Source organism: Simplicispira sp. 125, assembly GCF_003096555.1.
GTDB lineage: Bacteria > Pseudomonadota > Gammaproteobacteria > Burkholderiales > Burkholderiaceae_C > Simplicispira.
The window spans coordinates 3,513,200-3,536,340 of the sequence record NZ_QEKM01000001.1; the positions used below are offsets into that span (position 1 = coordinate 3,513,200).

Below are 23,141 nucleotides of genomic sequence, written 5' to 3' on the forward strand. Positions count from 1 at the left end.
GACGCCACTTTAGAAAGGTGTTGCCGTGAGTATCAACGCGACCCTGTTCGTTCAGGCCATCGTTTTCCTGATCTTGGTGTGGTTCACGATGAAATTCGTGTGGCCCCCGATCGCGAAGGCGCTGGATGAGCGAGCCCAGAAAATCGCCGATGGCCTCGCCGCCGCCGACCGTGCCAAATCCGAACTCAGCGCTGCCAACCAGCGTGTTGAGAAGGAGTTGTCGCAAGCGCGCAACGAGACGACGACCCGTCTGGCTGATGCCGACCGCCGTGCACAGGCCATCATCGAAGAAGCCAAAGGCAAGGCGACCGAGGAGGGCAACAAGATTGTTGCCGCCGCACGTGCCGAAGCCGAGCAACAGGCTGTGCAAGCCCGCGAAGCACTGCGTGAGCAAGTGGCTGCGCTGGCCGTCAAGGGCGCCGAGCAGATTCTCCGCAAGGAAGTCAATGCTGGTGTTCATGCCGATCTGCTCAACCGTCTGAAAACCGAGCTGTAAGGGGACGACATGGCCGAACTCGCCACTATCGCCCGTCCTTACGCGGACGCACTGTTCAAAGCCTGTACTGCAAATGCGAGTACCGATTTGGGCAGCACCGCTGTCTGGTTGGACGAAATGGCGGCCATTGCCGCCCATCCGCAAATCCGCCAACTGGCCGAAAGTCCCAAAGTGACGGACGAGCAGGTGTTCGATGTCATCGCTGGCGTGGTGCGCTCCGCACTGCCCGATGCTGCCAAGAACTTCCTGCGCGCGGTCATCGACAACGGTCGTTTGAATGCGCTGCCTGAAGTGGCGGCGCAATTCCGCGAGCTCGTCAACCGTCGCAATGGGTCTTCGGATGCCATCGTGTACAGCGCGTTCACCATGGACGCCGCAGCCTTGTCGGAAGTGTCTGTTGCGCTGGAAAAGCGCTTCGGCCGCAAGCTCAATCTCTCCGCACGGCTCGATGAGTCGCTGATCGGGGGCATTCGCGTGGTGGTCGGCGATGAGGTGCTCGACACTTCGGTCAAGGCCCGTCTGGAACAAATGAAAGCGGCCCTCATTGCGTAAGCACTTGAGGTCTCGGCTAAACAAAGAAAGAAGGAAAGAGTCATGCAACTCAATCCCGCAGAAATTTCTGAACTGATCAAGAGCCGTATCGAGGGTCTGGCAGCCAGCAGCGACATCCGTAACCAGGGCACCGTGGTGTCCGTGTCTGACGGTATCGTGCGCGTTCATGGCCTGTCCGACGTGATGCAGGGCGAAATGCTGGAATTCCCCGCTACGGCGGATGGTGTTCCGTCGTACGGTCTGGCACTGAATCTGGAGCGCGACTCCGTCGGCGCCGTGATTCTGGGCGAGTACGAGCACATCTCTGAAGGCAATACCGTCAAGTGTACGGGTCGCATTCTGGAAGTGCCTGTGGGCCCCGAGCTCATCGGCCGCGTGGTGAATGCCCTGGGTCAGCCGATCGACGGCAAAGGTCCGATCAACGCCAAGATGACGGACGTGATCGAAAAGGTCGCTCCCGGCGTGATCGCACGCAAGTCCGTGGACCAGCCGCTGCAAACCGGCCTGAAGTCCATCGACTCCATGGTGCCGATTGGCCGTGGCCAGCGCGAACTGATCATTGGTGACCGCCAGACCGGCAAGACGGCAGTGGCCATCGACGCCATCATCGCCCAGAAGGGCCAGGGCGTGACCTGTATTTACGTTGCCATCGGTCAGAAGGCTTCGTCGATCAAGAACGTAGTGCGCGCATTGGAGCAAGCCGGCGCCATGGACTACACCATCGTTGTGGCGGCTTCGGCCTCCGAGTCGGCTGCCATGCAGTACGTCTCGGCCTATTCCGGCTGCACCATGGGCGAGTATTTCCGCGATCGCGGTGAAGATGCCCTGATTGTGTATGACGACCTGTCCAAGCAGGCCGTGGCCTACCGCCAGGTCTCGCTGCTGCTGCGCCGTCCACCAGGCCGTGAAGCCTATCCCGGCGACGTGTTCTATCTCCACAGCCGCCTGCTCGAGCGCGCAGCCCGTGTGAACGCCGACTACGTTGAAGCTTTCACCAAGGGTGAAGTCAAGGGCAAGACGGGTTCGCTGACGGCTCTGCCCATCATCGAAACGCAAGCGGGCGACGTGTCTGCTTTCGTGCCAACGAACGTGATCTCGATCACCGACGGCCAGATCTTTCTGGAAACCAGCCTGTTCAACGCTGGTATCCGTCCCGCCATCAACGCCGGTATCTCGGTGTCGCGTGTGGGTTCTGCTGCGCAGACCAAGATCATCAAGGGCCAGTCCGGCGGTATCCGTACCGACCTGGCCCAGTACCGTGAGTTGGCCGCGTTTGCGCAGTTCGCCTCCGATCTGGACGAAGCCACCCGCAAGCAGTTGGACCGCGGTGCCCGTGTGACCGAGCTGCTCAAGCAGGCCCAGTACAGCCCGTTGTCCATCTCTTTGATGGGTGCGACGCTGTTTGCCGTCAATAAGGGTTTCCTGGACGACCTCGAAGTGAAGAAGGTTTTGTCTTTCGAACACGGTCTGCACCAGTTCCTCAAGACCAGCCACGCTGCGCTGCTCGACAAGATCGAACAGAGCAAGGCGCTGGACAAGGATGCCGAAGCCGAGTTGACCAACGCCATCACCGCTTTCAAGAAGTCCTTCGCCTGACGACTTGAACGACCGGCTCTGACGACACAAGGAATCAACTATGGCAACAGGCAAGGAAATACGCGGCCAGATCAAGAGCTTCGAGAATACGAAGAAGATCACGAAGGCCATGGAGATGGTTTCCGTGTCCAAGATGCGCAAGGCGCAGGAACGCATGCGTGCGGCCCGGCCTTATAGCGACAAGATCCGCAATATTGCAGCCCATCTCGGACAGGCCAACCCTGAGTACGTACACCCGTTCATGAAGTTGAACGACTCCAAGACGGCTGGACTCATCGTGGTCACGACCGACAAGGGGCTGTGCGGTGGCTTGAACACCAACGTGCTGCGCAGCGTCACCACCAAACTCCGTGAACTGCAAGACCAGGGCATGGCGATGGAGGCTGTGGCCATTGGTAACAAGGGCCTGGGTTTTTTGAACCGTGTCGGTGCCAAAGTGGTTTCGCATGTGACGCAGCTGGGCGATCGTCCCCATCTCGACAAGCTCATTGGGCCGGTCAAGGTGCTGCTGGATGCCTACGCCGAAGGCCGGATCAACGCGGTGTACCTGTCGTACACCAAGTTCATCAACACGGTGAAGCAGGAGCCCGTGGTCGAGCAATTGTTGCCCCTCAAGTCAGAGGCCATCAAGGCCGATGCCGGGCAGCACAGCTGGGACTACATCTATGAGCCCGATGCACAAAGCGTGATCGATGAGCTTTTGGTGCGCTACGTCGAGTCGCTGGTCTATCAGGCCGTGGCCGAAAACATGGCATCCGAACACTCTGCACGGATGGTGGCCATGAAGGCCGCCACCGACAACGCCGGCAATGTGATTGGTGAGTTGAAGCTGGTCTACAACAAGACCCGCCAGGCAGCGATCACCAAGGAATTGTCGGAAATCGTGTCCGGGGCTGCGGCCATCAGCGGCTGATCACCAGTCGCCACTGCAAGAATCAAACTAATTGGAGCAAAAAATGGCTCAAGCCCAAGGAAAAATTGTTCAATGTATCGGCGCCGTGGTGGACGTGGAGTTTCCGCGCGACCAGATGCCGAAGATCTATGACGCGCTGAAGCTCGATGGCTCCGCACTGACGCTGGAAGTTCAGCAGCAGCTGGGCGATGGCGTGGTGCGTACTATTGCGCTGGGTTCGTCCGACGGCCTGCGCCGCGGCATCATGGTGACCAATACCGGCAACCCCATCACCGTGCCTGTGGGCAAGGCGACGCTGGGTCGCATCATGGACGTGCTGGGCGCGCCCATCGACGAACGTGGTCCCGTGAGCCAGGATCTGACGGCATCCATCCACCGCAAGGCCCCTGCGTACGACGAACTGTCGCCATCGCAAGAGCTGCTGGAAACCGGCATCAAGGTGATCGACCTGGTGTGCCCGTTCGCCAAGGGCGGCAAGGTGGGTCTGTTCGGTGGCGCCGGTGTGGGCAAGACCGTGAACATGATGGAACTCATCAACAACATCGCCAAGGCCCACTCTGGTCTGTCGGTGTTCGCTGGTGTGGGTGAGCGTACCCGTGAAGGCAATGACTTCTATCACGAGATGGCCGATTCCGGCGTGGTGAACCTGGAGAAGCTCGAAGAGTCCAAGGTTGCCATGGTGTACGGCCAGATGAACGAGCCCCCAGGCAACCGTCTGCGCGTGGCCTTGACCGGTCTGACCATCGCGGAATCCTTCCGTGACGAAGGCCGCGACGTGCTGTTCTTCGTGGACAACATCTACCGCTACACACTGGCTGGTACCGAAGTGTCTGCTCTGCTGGGCCGTATGCCTTCCGCCGTGGGTTATCAGCCTACGCTGGCCGAAGAAATGGGCCGTCTGCAAGAGCGTATTACGTCGACCAAGGTCGGCTCGATCACTTCCATCCAGGCCGTTTACGTGCCTGCCGATGACTTGACCGACCCCTCGCCTGCCACGACCTTTGCCCACTTGGATTCCACCGTGGTGCTGTCGCGTGACATCGCTTCGCTGGGTATTTACCCTGCCGTGGACCCTCTGGACTCCACCAGCCGCCAGCTGGACCCGAACGTGGTGGGCGAAGACCACTACGCCACGGCCCGTGCGGTGCAAGGTACGCTGCAGCGCTACAAGGAACTTCGCGACATCATCGCCATTCTGGGCATGGACGAACTGGCGCCTGAAGACAAGCTGGCCGTGGCCCGCGCGCGCAAGATCCAGCGTTTCCTGTCGCAGCCTTTCCACGTGGCGGAAGTGTTCACGGGCTCCCCAGGCAAGTACGTTCCGCTGTCGGAAACCATCCGTGGTTTCAAGATGATCGTGAACGGTGAGTGCGATCACCTGCCAGAGCAAGCGTTCTACATGGTGGGTACCATCGACGAAGCTATCGAGAAGGCCAAGAAGATGGCGTAAAGGCGGCTCGGTGGGGCATTTATGCCGGATTGACCACCGCCTCCACGCTATTGCTTTTTGCAGATTTCCAAAGGAATTCAGATGGCCAACACCATACATGTCGACGTTGTGAGTGCCGAGGAGTCCATCTTCTCGGGTGAGGCGCGTTTCGTTGCCCTGCCCGGCGAAGCGGGTGAACTGGGCGTTTACCCACGCCACACACCACTGATTACCCGCATTAAACCGGGTTCGGTGCGTATCGAAATGGCCGATGGCACCGAAGAGTTCGTGTTTGTCGCTGGCGGTATTCTCGAAGTTCAGCCCGACTGCGTGACCGTTCTGTCGGACACCGCAGTCCGCGGCAAGGACCTGGACGATGAGAAAGCCAATTCGGCCAAGGCGGCAGCTGAAGAAGCAGTCAAAAACGCCAAAGGTGAGCTCGATCTCGCCCGTGCGCAGTCTGAACTGGCCATCATGGCGGCTCAAATTGCGGCGCTACGCAAATATCGCCAGAAAAGGTAAGCCAGCGTTGGCTGGATACCCCCAAAAACCCGGCTCTGCCGGGTTTTTTTATGGATACTGGTTAGCGCTTGCCCTCTGCGATATAGGGCTCATCAGGCAACTCATTGGCACGTTCACCATCAGCATGTACTGGAAAGTACGCGCTGAGCAGGGTCGTCACCTCCTCCACGGCAAGCGCCAAACCTTGCTCGAACTGTCCTGAGCGGAAGGCTGATGCCATGCGGGTGACCATCTGCTGCCACTCGGAATTGAGGATGTATGCGCGCAGCCCACGATCGGCCACGATCTCGATCGAGCGATCTGCCAGCAACAAATAGATCAGTACCCCATTGTTGTGTTCTGTATCCCAGACGTGCAGTTTGCTGAACATCGCCAGCGCTCGTTCACGGCAAGGCGCATGGCTGCGCAGATAGCCCCATGGCAGACCGCCTTCGACGCAGATACGGATTTGCCCGCTGTGCCGTTCTTCGCTCGTAGCAACTTGTTTCGTCAAGCGCTGCAATGCGGCATCTGTCAGGGAGTGCCGAACACGCTGGTCGTGCCAGCGGTGCCGAAAGAGGCGTGCAACTGCGCTCAAGAAAGAGAAGGAGTCAATTGTCATTTTCACCAGTCGCCAGAGGCACCGCCCCCCCCAAAATCACCACCACCGCCCGAACTAAAGCCGCCTCCATCGGAAGAACCACTACGCCAACCACCACTGCTGCTGCCCCAACTTCCGCCGCGCCCGTGCGTAGAGGCGGATCGGGCCGATGCCGACGCAAGCGTGAAGATCAACGCTGCAAGGCCAGCCAACGCCGAAAGCACTGCACTGGTCGTCGCAATGTATGCAATGGCTGCGGTCAGTCCGCCGGCTGCTATAGAGCCCAGTACGTTACCCAATAGCGCACGAGCCAGTGGGCCTCCTAAAGTGACTCCCAAAAACAAAAAAATGGCCAACCCACCCCAATGGAAGGCTCCACTAACGTCTTGGGAGGCTGGTGACATAGCGGACGGGGCAGGGAGTGCTTCGCCAGAGATCAGCGTTTCAATCTGCGCTACCGCCGCCTGCAAGCCTCCGGCAAAGTCATTTTCGCGAAAGCGTGGCTTCATTGTGGAGTCGATGATGCGCGCCGCAGCAATGTCGGGAATTGCTCCTTCCAGTGTCTTTGCGACCTCCAGACGCATCTTGTGATCATTCTTTGCGACCACAACCAGTACACCATCGCCGACCGTGCGGCGGCCCACTTTCCACACGTTGGCGATGCGGTTGGCATAGCTGGCGATGTCTTCGGGCGCAGTTGTTGCCACCATCAGCACAACGACTTGCGAGCCCGTGGATTGCTCCAGTGCGGTCAACTGCTGCTCCAGCGCCTGACGTTGGCTGGCGTCCAGAGTGCCGGTCTGGTCAAGCACATGGGCTGTCAATGCGGGCACGGGCAGTAATTCGCCTGCAGCCAACGCATAGAGCGAAAGTGCTGCGAAAAATATAGCTACTAGCGCTCGCCACATAAGCGTTGCAATCAAAAAAACAGCAAAAATTACGGCTTAGGAGCTGAAAAATCAATTGTGGGAGGTGTCGAGATTTGAGCCTCGTTCTGCACCGTGAAGCCAGGCTTCGCTGCATAGCTGAACACCATTGCGGTGAGGTTGCTAGGGAAGCTGCGGACCAGAACGTTGTACTCCTGCACCGACTGAATGTAGCGGTTGCGGGCTACAGCAATGCGGTTTTCTGTGCCTTCCAGCGTCACGCGCAAATCGCGGAAGCCTTGGTTGGCCTGGAGTGTGGGATAGCGCTCTGCCACTACCATCAGCCGCGAAAGTGCCCCCGACAGCTCTCCCTGTGCTTGTTGAAACTTCGCGAAGGCCTGGGGGTCATTCAACGTGGCAGGGGTCACCTGAATCGAGGTGGCTTTGGCGCGGGCCTCGATCACCTTCGTCAGAGTGTCCTGTTCAAAACTCGCCTCACCCTTCACCGTGGCGACAATGTTGGGCACGAGGTCTGCGCGCCGCTGGTATTGGCTGAGGACTTCACTCCAGGCGGCCTTCGATTGCTCGTCAAGACGCTGGAAATCGTTGTAGCCACAGCCGGTGAGCAGCGATGCGGCCAAGATTGAGAGGATGAGAAATAAACGCTTCATAGTAATGATCCCGTTCGGAAAAGCAGACTGCCAGTGATTCTGCCGCATGCACGTCTTTGCTGATTTGTCGGTGCACAATGGAATCATGGATGACATTGTGAAGCAGGCTTTGGCCAAATGGCCTAATGTGCCCGACTGTTATGGCTGGCTGGGCCTGGATGCCCGTGGACAATGGTACTTGCGCGACGATGCCGCCCAAGCCATCGGGCCGTTTCCGCAAAGTCGTGGCTCATTGCTGCAGCACGAAAGGCTTATCGACTTCATCCAGCGCAACTATGAAGGCGACGATAGTGGGCGATGGTATTTCCAGAACGGCCCTCAGCGCGTTTATGTCGAACTGGAAAGCACGCCATGGATCTGGCGTGTTCAACCCGATGGAAGTTTGCAGTCACACACCGGGCAAGCTACCGAAGCGCAGGCCTGCCTAACAGACGAAGAGGGGCGGGTCTATTTTGCGACCGAGCTAGGCCTGGGGCTGGTTCATAGCCAGGACGTCTTGCAGGTGGCCGAAGGCATTGGCAACGGATTGTGGAACCCCATTGGGGTCCAGTGCAGAGAGTTGCCGACCCGATACGGCTATGTCTGCAGTCCTGCACTCATGCAATTGCACAGTTGAGTTGCCCTGCGGTTGGCTGTGATGCACTCGCGCCGTCCGCAGCGCGATTAATACGCTCTTGCGTCCGGGCGTTGGCAGTGCTCGGTCTCCGCCGCAAACCGAGCAGAAGACTCAATTGCTGGCAGGCGCTGCCGGAGCCGCAGGTTCCTCAAACTTCCCACCTGCCTGGTGCGTCAGGTAAGCCACAGCGCGTGCAATTTCGATGTCGGTAAAGTTGCCTCCACCTTGCGCGGACATGGCGTTTTTACCCTTGATGGCCGAGTGCACCAAAGTATCAAAACCTGTAGCAATACGGGGGGCCCATGCTGCTACATCACCAGCTTTGGGCGCACCAGCTGCACCTGTGGCGTGGCAGGCTGCGCACTGGGCGGTGTACACCTCTTCTCCTGTTTTGAGAGGGCGGTTGGCGTCACGGATCTCTACCGACCCTACCTTTTGGATGCGCTCGGAGATGGCGCGTTCAGGATTCGCTGCGCCCGAAGCAGGCTTGTTGCCCGATGTAATGAACATCACAAGCCCGATGATGACGAACACCGGGATCACAAACGCATAGAGAACCGCAGCCAACAACTGTTTAGGGTTCTTGATGGGGCCTGTGTGGGCTTCTTCTGGGTGGTTCGTGCTCATGGGATCTTGGCGGAAGTGACTTGATATAGATCAGAGATTATAGAGTCCAGAAAAAAGGTCGTGCGAACGCCGATCGATCCTGGTAGCCCTGGAGCATGCGATAATTGCAGGCTGGACAACTTTTTCCTGACGGGGTGCGCAAGCGTCCGGGCGGGTGACGGGTTGAAATGCGGCTGTAGCTCAGTGGATAGAGTATTGGCCTCCGAAGCCAAGGGTCGTGGGTTCGATCCCCGCCAGCCGCACCAAATGGAGTGATTGTGTCATTGCAGGATCGAAGTTTTCGATCGCAAAAATCTCCGCAAAGCAAGTGGCTTGTTTGACGGCGATTTTTTGGTATATAATTCGAGATTGTCCGGAGGAGTGCCCGAGTGGCTAAAGGGGGCAGACTGTAAATCTGTTGGCTTACGCCTACGCTGGTTCGAATCCAGCCTCCTCCACCAGATAAAAGCAAATCGTAAGGCAGGAACTGCCCAAGGACTCTGGCTGGCAGAGTTAGTGCGGGAGTAGTTCAATGGTAGAACCCTAGCCTTCCAAGCTAATGACGCGGGTTCGATTCCCGTCTCCCGCTCCACGATTTGCTGGTTGGTTTTAGTAAGAAGTGGCTCGCGCAAGCGGGTTGTGAGATTGCCCATGTGGCTCAGTGGCAGAGCACTCCCTTGGTAAGGGAGAGGTCGCGGGTCCGATTCCCGCCATGGGCACCAAAAATTTCAGGTGCGTCTGCTTGAGATTGCGCCGAGATCCTGTTTGTGGTTATAGATTTTTTTCGGAGTCGGGAAAATGGCAAAAGGAAAATTCGAGCGCACCAAGCCTCACGTCAACGTGGGCACCATCGGTCACGTTGACCACGGCAAGACCACGCTGACGGCAGCGATTGCGACCGTGCTGTCGGCTAAGTTCGGCGGCGAAGCCAAAGACTATTCGCAGATTGACAACGCGCCCGAAGAAAAAGCGCGCGGCATCACGATCAACACCTCGCACGTCGAGTATGAAACGGCTGGCCGCCACTACGCCCACGTCGACTGCCCTGGTCACGCTGACTATGTGAAGAACATGATCACCGGCGCTGCCCAGATGGACGGCGCTATTCTTGTGTGCTCGGCCGCTGACGGCCCCATGCCCCAGACCCGCGAGCACATCCTGCTGGCCCGCCAGGTGGGCGTGCCCTACATCATCGTGTTCCTGAACAAGTGCGACATGGTGGACGACGAAGAACTCCTTGAGCTCGTCGAAATGGAAGTGCGCGAGCTCCTCGACAAATACGATTTCCCTGGCGACGACACCCCGATCATTCGCGGTTCCGCCAAGCTCGCCCTGGAAGGCGACAAGGGCAAGCTCGGCGAAGAAGCCATCATGAAGCTGGCCGAAGCGCTGGACAACTACATCCCCACGCCTGAGCGCGCTGTGGACGGTGCCTTCCTGATGCCCGTGGAAGACGTGTTCTCCATCTCTGGCCGCGGCACCGTCGTGACCGGACGTATCGAGCGCGGCATCATCAAGGTCGGCGAAGAAATCGAAATCGTCGGCATCAAAGACACCGTCAAGACCACCTGCACTGGCGTGGAAATGTTCAGGAAGCTGCTCGATCAAGGCCAGGCGGGCGACAACGTCGGCCTGCTGCTGCGCGGCACCAAGCGTGAAGACGTCGAGCGCGGCCAAGTGCTGTGCAAGCCCGGCTCGATCAAGCCCCACACGCACTTCACCGCAGAGGTGTATGTGCTGTCCAAGGACGAAGGCGGCCGTCACACGCCTTTCTTCAACAACTACCGTCCCCAGTTCTACTTCCGCACGACGGACGTGACCGGTGCGATCGAGTTGCCTGAAGGCAAGGAAATGGTCATGCCTGGCGATAACGTGTCGATCACCGTCAAGCTGATCAACCCCATCGCCATGGAAGAAGGCCTGCGCTTCGCTATCCGCGAAGGCGGCCGTACCGTGGGCGCGGGTGTCGTGGCCAAGATCATTGCTTGAAGCAATTTAGGGGTATAGCTCAATTGGCAGAGCGTCGGTCTCCAAAACCGAAGGTTGTAGGTTCGATTCCTACTGCCCCTGCCACTTGCAAGTGGTAAAAAAGCCCGCCAGACCCTGGCGGGCTTCGGCGTCTTAGTGGCGTCAAAAAAAATGAAGCAGGAAACAGCTCAAAATGGCGACTACACAGGTTGAAACAGTCAGTACTGGCGCAGACAAGGCCAAGCTAGCCGCGGTGGTCGCGCTGGTTATTGGTTCCGTAGTCGGGTTTTATTTGCTTGCCAAGCAAGGTCCTTACGTGCAGTGGGGTGTTTTGCTGCTTGGCTTGGCTGTTGCTGCCAGCGTGTTTGTGATGTCGGATCCGGGCCAGCGTCTGCTGGCATTTGGGCGTGATGCATGGCGTGAAGTCAAGAAGGTCGTTTGGCCTACGCGCAAGGAAACCACGCAGATGACACTGTATGTTTTTGCCTTCGTAGTTGTCATGGCTTTGTTTCTTTGGCTTACCGACAAAACCCTTGAGTGGGTGTTCTATGACCTGATCTTGGGTTGGAGGAAGTAAATGATGGCTGATGTCGATACGGGTGGTGCAACCATCCTCGCAGGCACGGCTTCTGCCAATCCTGAATTGCGCTGGTATATCGTCCACGCCTACTCAGGTATGGAGAAGGCCGTAGAGCGCAATATTGTCGAGCGCATCACCCGTTCGGGTATGCAAGACAAGTTTGGTCGAATCCTGGTGCCCACCGAAGAGGTGGTCGAGATGAAAAATGGCCAGCGCAAGACGACCGAGCGACGTCTTTTTCCTGGCTATGTTTTTGTCGAAATGATCATGGACGATGACACCTGGCACCTGGTGAAGCACACCAACAAGGTGACAGGCTTTGTGGGTGGTGCCAAGAATAGGCCTGCTCCCATCTCGGAAGAAGAGGTGCAGAAGATTGTCAGCCAAATGCAGGAAGGCACCGACAAGCCTCGGCACAAGGTCGAATTCATGGTGGGTGAGATGGTGCGCGTCAAAGAAGGTCCGTTTACAGATTTCAATGGTTCGGTGGAAGACGTCAACTACGAGAAGAGTCGTGTGCGGGTGTCCGTCATGATTTTTGGGCGCTCCACCCCGGTAGAGCTTGAGTTCAGTCAGATCGAAAAAACCTGAGCGAACGAAATATGTCGCACTTTTCGACTCGGTGCGAAGGAAGTTAGTGAGTCGTTAACCCTCGGGGAGCCCTGTCTTGCAAATGCAGTCTAGGCGTTACTACCCGTAAGGAGAAAGCTATGGCGAAAAAAATCGTCGGTTTTATCAAGCTGCAAGTTCCAGCTGGTAAGGCCAACCCCTCACCACCGATTGGCCCAGCGTTGGGTCAGCGCGGTCTTAATATCATGGAGTTCTGCAAGGCATTCAATGCGCAGACCCAAGGTGTCGAGCCCGGTCTGCCGCTGCCGGTGGTCATTACGGCTTTTGCCGACAAAAGCTTCACCTTCATCATCAAGACGCCACCCGCAACGGTGCTGATCAAGAAGGCCATCAAGCTCGACAAGGGCTCGGCCAACGCCTTGAAGGCCAAGGTGGGCAAGATCACGCGCGCTCAGCTCGAAGAGATCGCAAAGACCAAGATGAAAGACATGAACGCTGCCGATCTCGACGCAGCAGTTCGTACCATTGCCGGCTCTGCCCGTTCGATGGGTGTATCGGTGGAGGGCGTGTAAATGGCCAAGTTGACCAAGAAACAAAAAGCCTTGCAAGGCAAGGTGGAGTCCACCAAGCTGTATCCGCTCGCCGAAGCTTTGGCTCTGGTGAAGGAAGCCGCAACCGCTAAATTCGACGAATCGATCGATGTCGCAGTGCAGCTCGGCGTGGATGCCAAGAAGTCGGATCAGGTTGTGCGTGGCGCTGTCGTGTTGCCGCACGGCACTGGCAAAACCATGCGTGTTGCTGTTTTTGCGCAAGGCGCCAAGGCGGAAGAAGCCAAGGCTGCTGGTGCAGACATCGTTGGAATGGATGATCTGGCCGCTATGGTCAAGGCCGGAGACATGCCTTTCGATATCGTGATTGCCGCACCCGATGCCATGCGCGTCGTGGGGACCTTGGGTCAGATCCTTGGCCCGCGCGGATTGATGCCTAACCCCAAGGTTGGCACCGTGACGCCTGACGTGGCTACGGCCGTGAAGAATGCCAAGGCAGGTCAGGTGCAGTACCGCGTCGACAAGGCCGGCATCGTGCACAGCACCATTGGCCGCCGTTCGTTCGACAACGATAAGTTGCAAGGCAACCTTGCCGCGCTGATCGAAGCCCTGAACAAATCCAAGCCTGCAACGAGCAAGGGTCTGTATTTGCGCAAGGTGGCAGTTTCGTCCACGATGGGCCTGGGTGTGCGCGTAGACGCACAGACCATCTCGGCATAACTGCAAAGAATCTTCAGGCCGCTTCTGATGGGTGGCTTGATGTGGTGGGCTGCTGCCGTTCAGGCGGCCGCAGGCCATCCAAGACCGTTGGTGTGTGAGTAGATTGCGCTTAAATCTTTTCGAGCCAACGCAGATGGCGATCCCGCTGAAATGGAATCCGTTCCGAAACAGTTGGTCGCTGCAACAAAGAGCGCGCTAGAGGGGCTATGCCTCGAAGGTGCATTTTAAGGAGTAGACCTTGAGTCTTAATCGCAGTGAGAAAGAAGCGGTCATCAGTGAAGTGACCAGCCTCGCCGCTAAAGCTCAAACGCTTGTGATCGCGGAGTACCGTGGCATCACGGTCGCCGACATGACCAAACTGCGTGTTGATGCTCGCAGCAAGGGCGTGACCCTGAGTGTTCTGAAGAACACCCTGGCTCGCCGTGCTGTCGCTGGCAGCGCATTTGACGTGGTGGCAGACCAGATGACCGGTCCGCTGATCTACGGCTTCTCCGAAGACGCTGTGGCCGCCGCGAAGGTGGTGGCCGATTTCGCGAAAACCAACGATAAATTGGTGATTCGCGGTGGCGCTTTCGGTGGTAAAGCCCTGGACGTCAACGGCGTTAAGCAGCTGGCTAACATTCCTTCCAAGGAAGTTCTGTTGGCTCAGATTTGTGGCTTGCTTATGTCCCCCATGTCGCGTACGGCCGTTGTGCTGGGCGCGCTGGCGGCCAAAAAAGGCGGAGGCGCAGCCGAAACGGCCGCCGAACCTGTCGCGGCTTGATTGCCCGTCAGATAACCAACAAAATTGTTAGGAAATAAAAATGGCATTCGATAAAGACGCATTTTTGACCGCTCTGGACAGCATGACGGTTCTGGAACTCAATGACCTGGTGAAGGCCATTGAAGAGAAATTTGGCGTGAGCGCTGCAGCCATGGCTGCTCCTGCTGCTGGCGGCGGCGGCGCTGCTGCTGCTGCTGAAGAGCAGACGGAATTCAACGTGGTGCTGCTCGACGCTGGCGCCGCCAAGGTTTCGGTCATCAAGGCTGTGCGCGAAATCACCGGCCTGGGCCTCAAGGAAGCCAAGGATCTGGTGGACGGCGCTCCCAAGAATGTCAAGGAAGGCATTGCCAAGGCTGACGCCGAAGCAGCTGTCAAGAAGCTGGTGGAAGCCGGCGCCAAGGCCGAACTCAAGTAATTCGGACTGGCTCAAGGGCTGGAGGTTCTTCGAAGGGCCTCCAGCCTTTGCCGCTTCCAGAGTACACCTGAAAACCGGTTTGGCCGGGTTCCCGGAGGCTGTCGGCCGATGGGCAAACCAAGCTGTTTTTCAAGTGTCTTCTGACGAATCCGACAGCAGAAGATGCCTTGGTTCGGGTGATGTGCAACGCATCGCCGTCCGCCATGGTTGGTAGTGGCCAACCGCCAAGCCCGCAGGGTGCCACCCGCGGGTCAGTCGTCGCAGACCCAGGACTCACGTCTTTGCCCGGAGATCTCATGGCTTATTCTTATACCGAACGCAAGCGAATTCGCAAAAGTTTCGGCAGCCGCGATAGCGTGCTGGAGGTTCCTTACCTGCTGCAAATGCAGAAGGACGCATACACCGCATTTCTCCAAGCGGGATCAGCGCCCAAAAAACGCACCAATGAGGGCCTGCAAGCCGCCTTCAATGCAGCTTTCCCTATCGTCTCGCACAATGGTTTTGTCGAGATGAAATTTCTCGAATACAACCTGGCCAAGCCGGCGTTCGATGTCCGTGAGTGCCAGACCCGCGGGTTGACCTTTGCGTCGGCCGTGCGCGCCAAGGTGCAGCTCATCATTTACGACCGCGAATCTTCGACATCGCAGTCCAAGGTTGTCAAGGAAGTGAAAGAGCAGGAAGTCTACATGGGCGAAGTGCCGCTCATGACCGACAAGGGCTCATTCATCATCAACGGTACCGAGCGCGTCATCGTGTCGCAGCTGCACCGTTCACCGGGCGTGTTCTTCGAGCACGACAAGGGCAAGACCCACAGTTCGGGCAAGCTGCTGTTTTCTGCTCGCATCATTCCCTACCGTGGCTCCTGGCTGGACTTCGAGTTTGACCCCAAGGATATTCTGTATTTCCGGGTGGACCGTCGCCGCAAAATGCCGGTCACCATTCTGCTCAAGGCCATTGGCCTGAACCCAGAATCCATCCTGGCGAATTTCTTTGTCAACGACAACTTCCGTTTGATGGACAGCGGGGCGCAGCTTGAGTTTGTGCCTGAGCGTCTGCGCGGTGAAGTCGCACGTTTCGACATCACCGACAAGTCGGGCAAGGTGGTGGTGGCCAAGGATAAGCGTGTCACGGCGCGCCACACCCGTGAACTCGAGCAATCGGGTACTACGCACATCAGCGTGCCGGAAGACTTTCTGGTAGGCCGTGTGGTGGCACGCAACATTGTCGATGGAGACACCGGTGAAATCATTGCCAAGGCCAACGAAGAGTTGACCGAGGCGCTGCTGAAGAAATTGCGTTCGTCGGGCGTGCTGGATTTGCAGTGCATCTATACGAATGAACTCGACCAAGGTGCCTATATTTCGCAAACCCTGCGGATCGACGAGACCGTGGACGAGTTCGCCGCGCGCGTGGCCATCTACCGCATGATGCGTCCTGGCGAGCCCCCTACCGAAGATGCCGTGCAGGCTTTGTTCCAGCGCCTGTTCTACAACCCTGACACCTACGATCTCTCGCGCGTAGGCCGGATGAAATTCAACGCCAAGATCGGCCGCGACGAGGCGACGGGCCCCATGGTCCTGAGCAACGAAGACATCCTGGCGGTGGTCAAGATTCTGGTGGATTTGCGTAACGGCAATGGCGAGGTAGACGATATCGACCACTTGGGCAATCGCCGCGTGCGTTGCGTCGGTGAGTTGGCTGAAAACCAGTACCGCACTGGTCTGGCGCGGATCGAAAAAGCTGTCAAGGAACGTCTGGGTCAGGCTGAGCAAGATCCGCTCATGCCGCACGATCTGATCAACTCCAAGCCGATCTCTGCCGCGCTGAAGGAGTTTTTTGGTGCTTCTCAGCTGTCGCAGTTCATGGACCAGACCAATCCCCTGGCTGAAATCACGCACAAGCGCCGTGTTTCCGCCCTGGGCCCGGGTGGTCTGACGCGCGAGCGTGCCGGATTTGAAGTGCGTGACGTGCACGTGACCCATTACGGTCGTGTCTGCCCTATCGAAACGCCCGAAGGTCCAAACATTGGTCTGATCAACTCGTTGGCGCTGTATGCGCGTCTGAACGAATACGGCTTCATCGAAACGCCTTACCGCCGCGTGGCGGGTGGCAAGGTGACCAACGAAATCGATTACTTGTCGGCGATTGAAGAAGGCAAGTACATCATCGCCCAGGCCAATGCGACGCTGGATGCCGAAGGCAACCTGACCGGTGATTTGGTTTCGGCGCGCGAACAGGGCGAGTCGGTGCTGGTGGGTGCAGAGCGCATCCAGTACATGGACGTTTCACCTGCACAGATCGTTTCTGTCGCAGCCTCGCTGGTACCATTCCTGGAGCACGACGACGCCAACCGCGCGCTGATGGGTGCCAACATGTCACGCCAGGCAGTGCCTGTGCTGCGCCCAGAGAAGCCGCTGGTGGGCACCGGCATTGAGCGCGTTGCAGCGGTCGACTCCGGCACGGTTGTGACAGCGACCCGTGGTGGTGTGGTCGATTACGTTGATGCGACCCGCATCGTGATCCGCGTGAACGATGCCGAAGCGGTGGCTGGTGAAGTGGGTGTGGATATCTACAACCTCATCAAGTACCAGCGCTCTAACCAGAACACCAACATCCACCAGCGTCCGATCGTCCAAAAGGGCGACCAACTGGTAAAGGGTGATGTGATTGCTGACGGCGCATCGACGGACTTTGGCGAAATCGCCATTGGTCAGAACATGCTGATCGCCTTCATGCCCTGGAACGGCTACAACTTCGAAGACTCGATCCTGATCAGCGAGCGCGTAGTGTCAGAAGACCGCTACACCTCGATCCATATCGAAGAACTCGTCGTGATGGCACGTGACACCAAACTGGGTGCCGAAGAAATCACGCGCGATATTCCGAATCTGTCCGAGCAGCAGCTCAACCGCCTGGACGAGTCCGGCATTATTTACGTCGGCGCTGAAGTCATGCCTGGCGACACGCTGGTCGGCAAAGTCACGCCCAAGGGCGAGACCACGCTCACGCCCGAAGAAAAACTGCTGCGCGCCATTTTTGGCGAAAAAGCATCGGACGTTAAAGACACCTCGTTGCGCGTCAGCCAAGGCTCGCAAGGTGTGGTGATCGATGTGCAGGTCTTCACCCGCGAAGGCATCCAGCGCGACAAGCGCGCCCAGCAAATCATTGACGATGAACTCAAGCGCTTCCGCCTGGACCTGAACGACCAGTTGCGCATTGTGGAAGCTGACGCCTTCGACCGTATCGAAAAGCTGTTGACAGGCCGCGTCGCCAATGGCGGTCCGCAAAAGCTTGCGAAGGGCACGAAGATTGACAAGGCGTATCTGGCCGCCGTGGAAAAGTTCCACTGGTTCGATATCCGTCCGGCCGAGGATGAAGTTGCCACGCAGCTTGAGAGCATCAAGAATTCGCTGGAGCAAACGCGCCACAGCTTTGACTTGGCTTTCGAAGAAAAGCGCAAGAAGCTCACGCAGGGCGATGAACTGCCTGCCGGCGTGCTCAAGATGGTCAAGGTCTACCTGGCCGTCAAGCGCCGCCTGCAGCCTGGTGACAAGATGGCCGGCCGCCACGGTAACAAGGGTGTGGTGTCCAAGATCGTTCCGGTCGAAGACATGCCCTACATGGCCGATGGCACCACTGCCGACATCGTGCTTAACCCGCTGGGCGTGCCTTCGCGGATGAACATCGGCCAGGTGCTGGAAGTCCACCTGGGATGGGCCGGCAAGGGCATCGGTCAACGCATTGGCGACATGCTGCAGCAAGAGGCCAAGACGGCAGAGCTGCGCAAGTTCCTGGAGGAGGTCTACAACTCCCGCGGACGCAAGGAAGACTTGTCGCAACTCAGCGATGACGAACTGCGCGCGATGGCAGAGAACCTCACCAATGGCGTTCCGTATGCCACGCCGGTGTTTGATGGTGCTTCCGAGAACGAAATTCTCGACATGCTCAAACTGGCGTATCCGGACGATCTGGCCCAACGCAAGGGCCTCACAGCCACGCGCACGCAGGCCCAGCTGTATGACGGACGCACGGGCGATGCCTTCGAGCGCACCACCACGATCGGCTACATGCACTACCTGAAGCTCCACCACCTGGTAGACGACAAGATGCACGCCCGCTCCACGGGTCCTTACTCGCTCGTTACGCAACAGCCGCTGGGTGGCAAGGCGCAGTTCGGTGGTCAGCGTTTTGGTGAGATGGAAGTGTGGGCGCTGGAAGCCTACGGCGCGGCCTATGTGCTGCAGGAAATGCTCACGGTCAAGTCCGATGACGTGGTGGGACGTACCAAGGTGTACGAAAGCATCGTCAAGGGCGAGCACACGATCGAAGCCGGCATGCCAGAGTCTTTCAACGTGCTGGTCAAGGAAATTCGTTCCTTGGGCCTGGACATCGAGCTCGAGCGCTCCTAATTCAAAAGGGAAAGAGTCCAATGAAATCGCTACTCGACCTGTTCAAGCAATTTACGCCGGATGAGCACTTTGACGCCATCCGTATCGGCATGGCTTCGCCCGAAAAGATCCGTTCGTGGTCTTTCGGCGAAGTGAAGAAGCCCGAGACCATCAACTACCGCACCTTCAAGCCCGAGCGTGATGGCCTGTTTTGCGCCAAGATTTTTGGTCCTATCAAGGACTACGAATGCCTGTGCGGCAAGTACAAGCGCCTCAAGCACCGTGGTGTCATCTGCGAAAAATGCGGCGTTGAAGTTACACAGACCAAGGTGCGCCGCGAGCGCATGGGCCACATCGACCTGGCCGCGCCCTGCGCGCACATTTGGTTCCTGAAGTCCTTGCCATCGCGCCTGGGCCTGGTGCTGGACATGACGCTGCGTGACATCGAGCGCGTACTGTACTTTGAAGCCTATGTGGTGACTGACCCCGGCATGACGCCGCTGAAGAAGTTCAGCATCATGTCTGAGGACGACTACGACGCCAAGCGCAAGGAATACGGCGACGAGTTCATCGCCAAGATGGGCGCTGAAGGTATACGTGATCTGCTCGACTCGATTGAGATCGACTCTGAGATCGAGAAATTGCGCGGCGACCTGACGGGTTCTGAAGTCAAAGTCAAAAAGAACTCCAAGCGCCTGAAGGTGCTCGAAGCGTTCAAGAAGTCGGGCATCAAGCCCGAGTGGATGGTGCTCGAAGTCCTGCCCGTGCTGCCGCCGGACCTGCGTCCGCTGGTGCCACTGGACGGTGGCCGTTTTGCGACCTCCGATCTGAACGACCTGTACCGCCGCGTCATCAACCGCAACAGCCGTCTGCGCCGCCTGCTGGAGCTCAAGGCCCCGGAAATCATTGCGCGCAACGAAAAGCGCATGCTGCAAGAAGCCGTGGACAGCCTGCTGGACAACGGCCGCCGTGGCAAGGCCATGACGGGTGCCAACAAGCGCGCGCTCAAGTCGCTCGCCGACATGATCAAGGGCAAGAGCGGTCGTTTCCGCCAGAACTTGCTGGGCAAGCGCGTCGACTACTCGGGCCGTTCGGTCATCGTGGTGGGCCCGACGTTGAAGCTCCACCAGTGCGGATTGCCCAAGCTGATGGCGCTCGAACTGTTCAAGCCTTTCATCTTCTCGCGCCTCGAAGCCATGGGCATCGCGACGACGATCAAGGCCGCCAAGAAGGAAGTTGAATCCGGCACGCCGGTGGTGTGGGACATCCTGGAAGAGGTCATCAAGGAGCACCCCGTGATGCTCAACCGTGCGCCTACGCTGCACCGTTTGGGTATCCAGGCCTTCGAGCCCATCCTGATCGAAGGCAAGGCCATCCAGCTGCACCCCCTCGTCTGTGCGGCGTTCAACGCCGACTTCGACGGTGACCAGATGGCTGTGCACATTCCGCTGTCGGTAGAAGCACAAATGGAAGCGCGCACGCTGATGCTGGCCTCCAACAACGTGTTGTTCCCGGCCTCGGGCGAGCCCTCCATCGTGCCGTCGCAAGACGTGGTGCTGGGTCTGTACTACGCCACGCGCGACCGTATCAACGCCAAGGGCGAGGGTCTGATCTTTGCTGACACCGGCGAAGTGCAACGCGCGCTCGACGCTGGCGAAGTGGACCTTACGGCCAAGATCAACGTGCGCATGACCGAGTGGACGAAGAACAAGGCTACAGGCGAGTTCGAACCTTCGGTCAGCATCGTTGAGACGACGGCTGGTCGTGCCTTGCTGTCTGAAATTCTTCCCAAAGGCCTGCCGTTCTCGAACATGAACAAGGCTTTGAAGAAGAAGGAAATCTCCAAACTCATCAACGTGTCCTTCCGCAAATGTGGACTCAAGGAGACGGTGGTGTTTGCCGACAAGCTGCTGCAGAACGGCTTCCGTCTGGCCACCAAGGCCGGTATCTCGATTGCCATCGAAGACATGCTGGTGCCGCCGCAAAAGACCAGCATCATCGAAAGCGCCGAGCGTGAAGTGAAGGAAATCGAGCAGCAATACGTCTCTGGTCTGGTGACCTCGGGCGAGCGCTACAACAAGGTGGTGGACATCTGGGGCAAGGCCGGTGACGAAGTCTCCAAGGTCATGATGCAACAGCTGGCCAAGCAAAAAACCACCGATCGCCACGGCAATCAGGTCGATCAAGAGTCGTTCAATTCCATCTACATGATGGCCGACTCGGGTGCCCGCGGCTCTGCAGCCCAGATCCGTCAGTTGGCCGGTATGCGGGGCCTGATGGCCAAGCCCGACGGCTCCATCATCGAGACCCCCATCACGGCAAACTTCCGTGAGGGTCTGAACGTGCTGCAGTACTTCATCTCCACGCACGGCGCCCGTAAGGGTCTGGCCGATACGGCGCTCAAGACCGCCAACTCGGGTTACTTGACACGCCGCTTGGTCGACGTGACGCAAGACCTGGTGGTGACGGAGGAAGACTGCGGTACATCCAATGGCGCACTGATGCGCGCCATCGTCGAAGGCGGCGAAGTGATCGAGTCTTTGCGCGATCGCATTCTGGGCCGCACGGTGGCGGAAGAGGTGCTGCACCCCGAAACCCGCGCCGTACTGGCCCCGGCGGGCATGATGCTGGAAGAGGACCTGATCGACGAGCTGGAATTGGCTGGCGTGGACGAAGTGAAGGTGCGTACAGCACTGACCTGCGAAACCCGCTTTGGTCTGTGCGCCAAGTGCTACGGCCGCGACCTGGGCCGCGGTGGCCTGATCAACCTTGGCGAAGCCGTGGGTGTGATCGCCGCCCAGTCCATCGGCGAGCCCGGCACGCAGCTGACCATGCGCACCTTCCACATTGGTGGTGCAGCGTCGCGTGCGGCGATTGCCTCCAGCGTGGAAGCCAAGTCCAACGGTGTCATCAGCTTCAACGCCACGATGCGCTATGTGACCAACAGCAAGGGCGATCTGGTGGTGATTTCCCGCTCCGGCGAAATCGTCATCCAGGACGAGCATGGCCGCGAGCGTGAGCGGCACAAGGTACCTTACGGTGCCGCGCTGACGGTCAAGGCTGACCAGCAGATCAAGGCTGGCACTATTCTGGCCAACTGGGATCCGCTGACGCGCCCGATCATTACCGAGTTTGCCGGTCAGGCGAAATTCGAGAACGTCGAAGAAGGCCTGACGGTCGCCAAGCAGGTGGACGATGTGACCGGCCTGTCCACGCTGGTCGTGATCGACCCCAAGCGCCGTGGTTCGGCCAAGGTGGTCAAGCCCCAGGTCAAGCTGATCGATGCCAATGGCAACGAGGTGAAGATCCCTGGTACCGACCACTCGGTGACCATCGGCTTCCAGATTGGCTCGCTGATCCAGGTGCGCGATGGTCAGGATGTGGGCCCCGGCGAAGTGCTGGCCCGTATCCCGATCGAAGGCCAGAAAACGCGCGATATCACCGGCGGTCTGCCGCGTGTGGCCGAGCTGTTTGAAGCCCGCACGCCCAAGGACAAGGGCACGCTGGCGGAAGCCACTGGTACCGTGTCGTTCGGCAAGGAAACCAAGGGCAAGATCCGCCTGCAGATCACCGACCCCGAGGGCAAGGTGTCTGAAGAGCTGGTCCCCAAGGAGAAGAACATCCTGGTGCACGAAGGCCAGGTGGTCAACCGTGGCGAATCGATTGTGGACGGCCCCGCCGACCCGCAAGACATCCTGCGTCTGCTGGGCATTGAAGAACTATCGCGCTACATCGTCGATGAAGTGCAGGACGTCTACCGCCTGCAGGGCGTGAAGATCAACGACAAGCACATCGAAGTGATCGTTCGCCAGATGCTGCGCCGCGTCGTGGTGGAAAACGCGGGTGACTCAAGCTACATCGCGGGCGAGCAGGTCGAGCGTTCCGAAATCCTCAACACCAACGAGGCGCTGCAGGCCGAGGGCAAGCTGCCCGCGACCTACACCAACTTGCTGCTGGGTATCACGAAGGCATCGCTGTCGACCGATTCGTTCATCTCGGCCGCTTCCTTCCAGGAAACGACCCGCGTGCTCACCGAGGCTGCCATCATGGGCAAGCGCGACGAGCTGCGTGGCCTGAAGGAGAACGTCATCGTGGGTCGCCTGATTCCTGCAGGCACCGGTATGGCTTACCACCAGGCTCGCAAAGCCAAGGACGCCATGGACGACGCCGAGCGCCGCGCCATCGCCGAGGCTGAAGCCGCCGAAATGGAAGGCATGACGGAATCCGTCGAGCCAGACGGTGAACCTGATGCCGCTGGTGCGGCCGCTGCTGCAGCGGATTAAGCGCCCACCAGGCGATTGAATGCTCCCGGACTGTCCAGGCCAAGGCAGTCCGGGAGTTT

The 23,141-nt window shown here is 58.5% G+C and carries 20 protein-coding genes and 5 tRNA genes; 21 read left to right on the forward strand and 4 right to left on the reverse strand.

Annotated features, from left to right (window positions below; genetic code table 11):
- Positions 1–25 precede the first annotated feature (25 nt).
- The 6 genes from C8D04_RS16415 (at position 26) to C8D04_RS16440 (ending at position 5,508) form a co-directional block, all read left to right on the forward strand.
- A complete protein-coding gene (locus C8D04_RS16415; protein WP_116005791.1) occupies positions 26–496 on the forward strand; it encodes a F0F1 ATP synthase subunit B in 471 nt (156 codons plus the stop codon).
- 9 nt (positions 497–505) lie between these two features.
- Positions 506–1,048: a F0F1 ATP synthase subunit delta gene (locus C8D04_RS16420; protein WP_116005792.1), complete on the forward strand. Its 543-nt coding sequence runs from the start codon at positions 506–508 to the stop codon at positions 1,046–1,048.
- Positions 1,049–1,090: 42 nt separating this feature from the next.
- On the forward strand, positions 1,091–2,644 hold the full coding sequence (gene atpA, locus C8D04_RS16425; protein WP_116005793.1) for a F0F1 ATP synthase subunit alpha: 1,554 nt from the start codon (positions 1,091–1,093) through the stop codon (positions 2,642–2,644).
- 40 nt (positions 2,645–2,684) lie between these two features.
- On the forward strand, positions 2,685–3,557 hold the full coding sequence (atpG, locus tag C8D04_RS16430) for a F0F1 ATP synthase subunit gamma (protein WP_116005794.1): 873 nt from the start codon (positions 2,685–2,687) through the stop codon (positions 3,555–3,557).
- A gap of 43 nt (positions 3,558–3,600) precedes the next feature.
- Complete coding sequence (gene atpD / locus C8D04_RS16435; RefSeq protein ID WP_116005795.1) at positions 3,601–5,007, forward strand: F0F1 ATP synthase subunit beta; 1,407 nt, start codon at positions 3,601–3,603, stop codon at positions 5,005–5,007.
- 81 nt (positions 5,008–5,088) lie between these two features.
- A complete protein-coding gene (locus tag C8D04_RS16440) occupies positions 5,089–5,508 on the forward strand; it encodes a F0F1 ATP synthase subunit epsilon (RefSeq protein ID WP_116005796.1) in 420 nt (139 codons plus the stop codon).
- 61 nt (positions 5,509–5,569) lie between these two features.
- Here the strand turns inward: C8D04_RS16440 and C8D04_RS16445 are convergent, their stop codons facing one another.
- The 3 genes from C8D04_RS16445 to C8D04_RS16455 are packed head-to-tail and all read right to left on the reverse strand — an operon-like array spanning position 5,570 to position 7,625.
- A complete protein-coding gene (locus tag C8D04_RS16445) occupies positions 5,570–6,109 on the reverse strand; it encodes a TPM domain-containing protein (protein WP_116005797.1) in 540 nt (179 codons plus the stop codon).
- Positions 6,110–6,111: 2 nt separating this feature from the next.
- Positions 6,112–7,011: a TPM domain-containing protein gene (locus tag C8D04_RS16450; protein ID WP_116005798.1), complete on the reverse strand. Its 900-nt coding sequence runs from the start codon at positions 7,009–7,011 to the stop codon at positions 6,112–6,114.
- 14 nt (positions 7,012–7,025) lie between these two features.
- Positions 7,026–7,625, reverse strand: coding sequence for a LemA family protein (locus C8D04_RS16455; protein ID WP_116005799.1), 600 nt, complete (start codon positions 7,623–7,625; stop codon positions 7,026–7,028).
- An 85-nt stretch (positions 7,626–7,710) separates the two neighbouring features.
- On the opposite strand from C8D04_RS16455, the gene C8D04_RS16460 reads away from it, so the two are divergent.
- Complete coding sequence (locus C8D04_RS16460; protein WP_116006243.1) at positions 7,711–8,241, forward strand: DUF2946 family protein; 531 nt, start codon at positions 7,711–7,713, stop codon at positions 8,239–8,241.
- 111 nt (positions 8,242–8,352) lie between these two features.
- Here C8D04_RS16460 and C8D04_RS16465 read toward each other — a convergent pair whose 3' ends face one another.
- Entirely contained in the window at positions 8,353–8,868 is a 516-nt protein-coding gene (locus C8D04_RS16465) for a c-type cytochrome (protein WP_116005800.1), read from the reverse strand.
- Between the two features lie 169 nt (positions 8,869–9,037).
- Between C8D04_RS16465 and C8D04_RS16470 the strand changes: the two genes are divergently transcribed.
- From C8D04_RS16470 to rpoC, 14 genes are all read left to right on the forward strand, one after another.
- Positions 9,038–9,113 (forward strand) — tRNA-Arg (locus C8D04_RS16470).
- A gap of 109 nt (positions 9,114–9,222) precedes the next feature.
- Positions 9,223–9,308, forward strand: a tRNA-Tyr gene (locus C8D04_RS16475).
- Positions 9,309–9,365: 57 nt separating this feature from the next.
- Positions 9,366–9,439: transfer RNA gene (locus tag C8D04_RS16480), tRNA-Gly, on the forward strand.
- A gap of 55 nt (positions 9,440–9,494) precedes the next feature.
- Positions 9,495–9,569: transfer RNA gene (locus C8D04_RS16485), tRNA-Thr, on the forward strand.
- A 76-nt stretch (positions 9,570–9,645) separates the two neighbouring features.
- Positions 9,646–10,836 carry an elongation factor Tu gene (tuf, locus tag C8D04_RS16490; protein ID WP_116005767.1) on the forward strand — a complete coding sequence of 397 codons (1,191 nt, stop codon included), beginning with the start codon at positions 9,646–9,648 and terminating at the stop codon, positions 10,834–10,836.
- Between the two features lie 8 nt (positions 10,837–10,844).
- Positions 10,845–10,920, forward strand: a tRNA-Trp gene (locus C8D04_RS16495).
- An 88-nt stretch (positions 10,921–11,008) separates the two neighbouring features.
- Positions 11,009–11,392 (forward strand): preprotein translocase subunit SecE, encoded by a 384-nt coding sequence (gene secE / locus C8D04_RS16500; RefSeq protein WP_116005801.1) that lies wholly within the window; start codon positions 11,009–11,011, stop codon positions 11,390–11,392.
- A gap of 3 nt (positions 11,393–11,395) precedes the next feature.
- Entirely contained in the window at positions 11,396–11,986 is a 591-nt protein-coding gene (nusG, locus tag C8D04_RS16505; RefSeq protein ID WP_116006244.1) for a transcription termination/antitermination protein NusG, read from the forward strand.
- Between the two features lie 119 nt (positions 11,987–12,105).
- Positions 12,106–12,537, forward strand: coding sequence for a 50S ribosomal protein L11 (rplK, locus tag C8D04_RS16510; RefSeq protein ID WP_116005802.1), 432 nt, complete (start codon positions 12,106–12,108; stop codon positions 12,535–12,537).
- The gene (rplA, locus tag C8D04_RS16515) at positions 12,538–13,233 is read left to right on the forward strand and encodes a 50S ribosomal protein L1 (protein WP_116005803.1); all 696 of its coding nucleotides are present in this window, start codon (positions 12,538–12,540) and stop codon (positions 13,231–13,233) included.
- Between the two features lie 238 nt (positions 13,234–13,471).
- Positions 13,472–13,996, forward strand: a complete 525-nt coding sequence (rplJ, locus tag C8D04_RS16520; RefSeq protein WP_116005804.1) for a 50S ribosomal protein L10 — start codon at positions 13,472–13,474, stop codon at positions 13,994–13,996.
- Positions 13,997–14,036: 40 nt separating this feature from the next.
- Complete coding sequence (rplL, locus tag C8D04_RS16525; RefSeq protein ID WP_116005805.1) at positions 14,037–14,411, forward strand: 50S ribosomal protein L7/L12; 375 nt, start codon at positions 14,037–14,039, stop codon at positions 14,409–14,411.
- Between the two features lie 296 nt (positions 14,412–14,707).
- Entirely contained in the window at positions 14,708–18,820 is a 4,113-nt protein-coding gene (gene rpoB, locus C8D04_RS16530) for a DNA-directed RNA polymerase subunit beta (RefSeq protein ID WP_116005806.1), read from the forward strand.
- A 20-nt stretch (positions 18,821–18,840) separates the two neighbouring features.
- Positions 18,841–23,082, forward strand: coding sequence for a DNA-directed RNA polymerase subunit beta' (gene rpoC, locus C8D04_RS16535; RefSeq protein WP_116005807.1), 4,242 nt, complete (start codon positions 18,841–18,843; stop codon positions 23,080–23,082).
- Positions 23,083–23,141: the final 59 nt, after the last annotated feature.

Coding starts and splice junctions, on each gene's coding strand:
- tuf (WP_116005767.1), top strand. CDS start 9,646: ATGGCAAAAGGAAAATTCGAGCGCACCAAGCCTCACGTCAACGTGGGC.
- C8D04_RS16445 (WP_116005797.1), bottom strand. CDS start 6,109: ATGACAATTGACTCCTTCTCTTTCTTGAGCGCAGTTGCACGCCTCTTT.
- C8D04_RS16455 (WP_116005799.1), bottom strand. CDS start 7,625: ATGAAGCGTTTATTTCTCATCCTCTCAATCTTGGCCGCATCGCTGCTC.
- rpoB (WP_116005806.1), top strand. CDS start 14,708: ATGGCTTATTCTTATACCGAACGCAAGCGAATTCGCAAAAGTTTCGGC.
- C8D04_RS16460 (WP_116006243.1), top strand. CDS start 7,711: ATGGATGACATTGTGAAGCAGGCTTTGGCCAAATGGCCTAATGTGCCC.
- rpoC (WP_116005807.1), top strand. CDS start 18,841: ATGAAATCGCTACTCGACCTGTTCAAGCAATTTACGCCGGATGAGCAC.
- atpA (WP_116005793.1), top strand. CDS start 1,091: ATGCAACTCAATCCCGCAGAAATTTCTGAACTGATCAAGAGCCGTATC.
- C8D04_RS16465 (WP_116005800.1), bottom strand. CDS start 8,868: ATGAGCACGAACCACCCAGAAGAAGCCCACACAGGCCCCATCAAGAAC.
- rplL (WP_116005805.1), top strand. CDS start 14,037: ATGGCATTCGATAAAGACGCATTTTTGACCGCTCTGGACAGCATGACG.
- atpD (WP_116005795.1), top strand. CDS start 3,601: ATGGCTCAAGCCCAAGGAAAAATTGTTCAATGTATCGGCGCCGTGGTG.
- atpG (WP_116005794.1), top strand. CDS start 2,685: ATGGCAACAGGCAAGGAAATACGCGGCCAGATCAAGAGCTTCGAGAAT.
- C8D04_RS16420 (WP_116005792.1), top strand. CDS start 506: ATGGCCGAACTCGCCACTATCGCCCGTCCTTACGCGGACGCACTGTTC.
- nusG (WP_116006244.1), top strand. CDS start 11,396: ATGGCTGATGTCGATACGGGTGGTGCAACCATCCTCGCAGGCACGGCT.
- rplA (WP_116005803.1), top strand. CDS start 12,538: ATGGCCAAGTTGACCAAGAAACAAAAAGCCTTGCAAGGCAAGGTGGAG.
- C8D04_RS16440 (WP_116005796.1), top strand. CDS start 5,089: ATGGCCAACACCATACATGTCGACGTTGTGAGTGCCGAGGAGTCCATC.
- rplK (WP_116005802.1), top strand. CDS start 12,106: ATGGCGAAAAAAATCGTCGGTTTTATCAAGCTGCAAGTTCCAGCTGGT.
- secE (WP_116005801.1), top strand. CDS start 11,009: ATGGCGACTACACAGGTTGAAACAGTCAGTACTGGCGCAGACAAGGCC.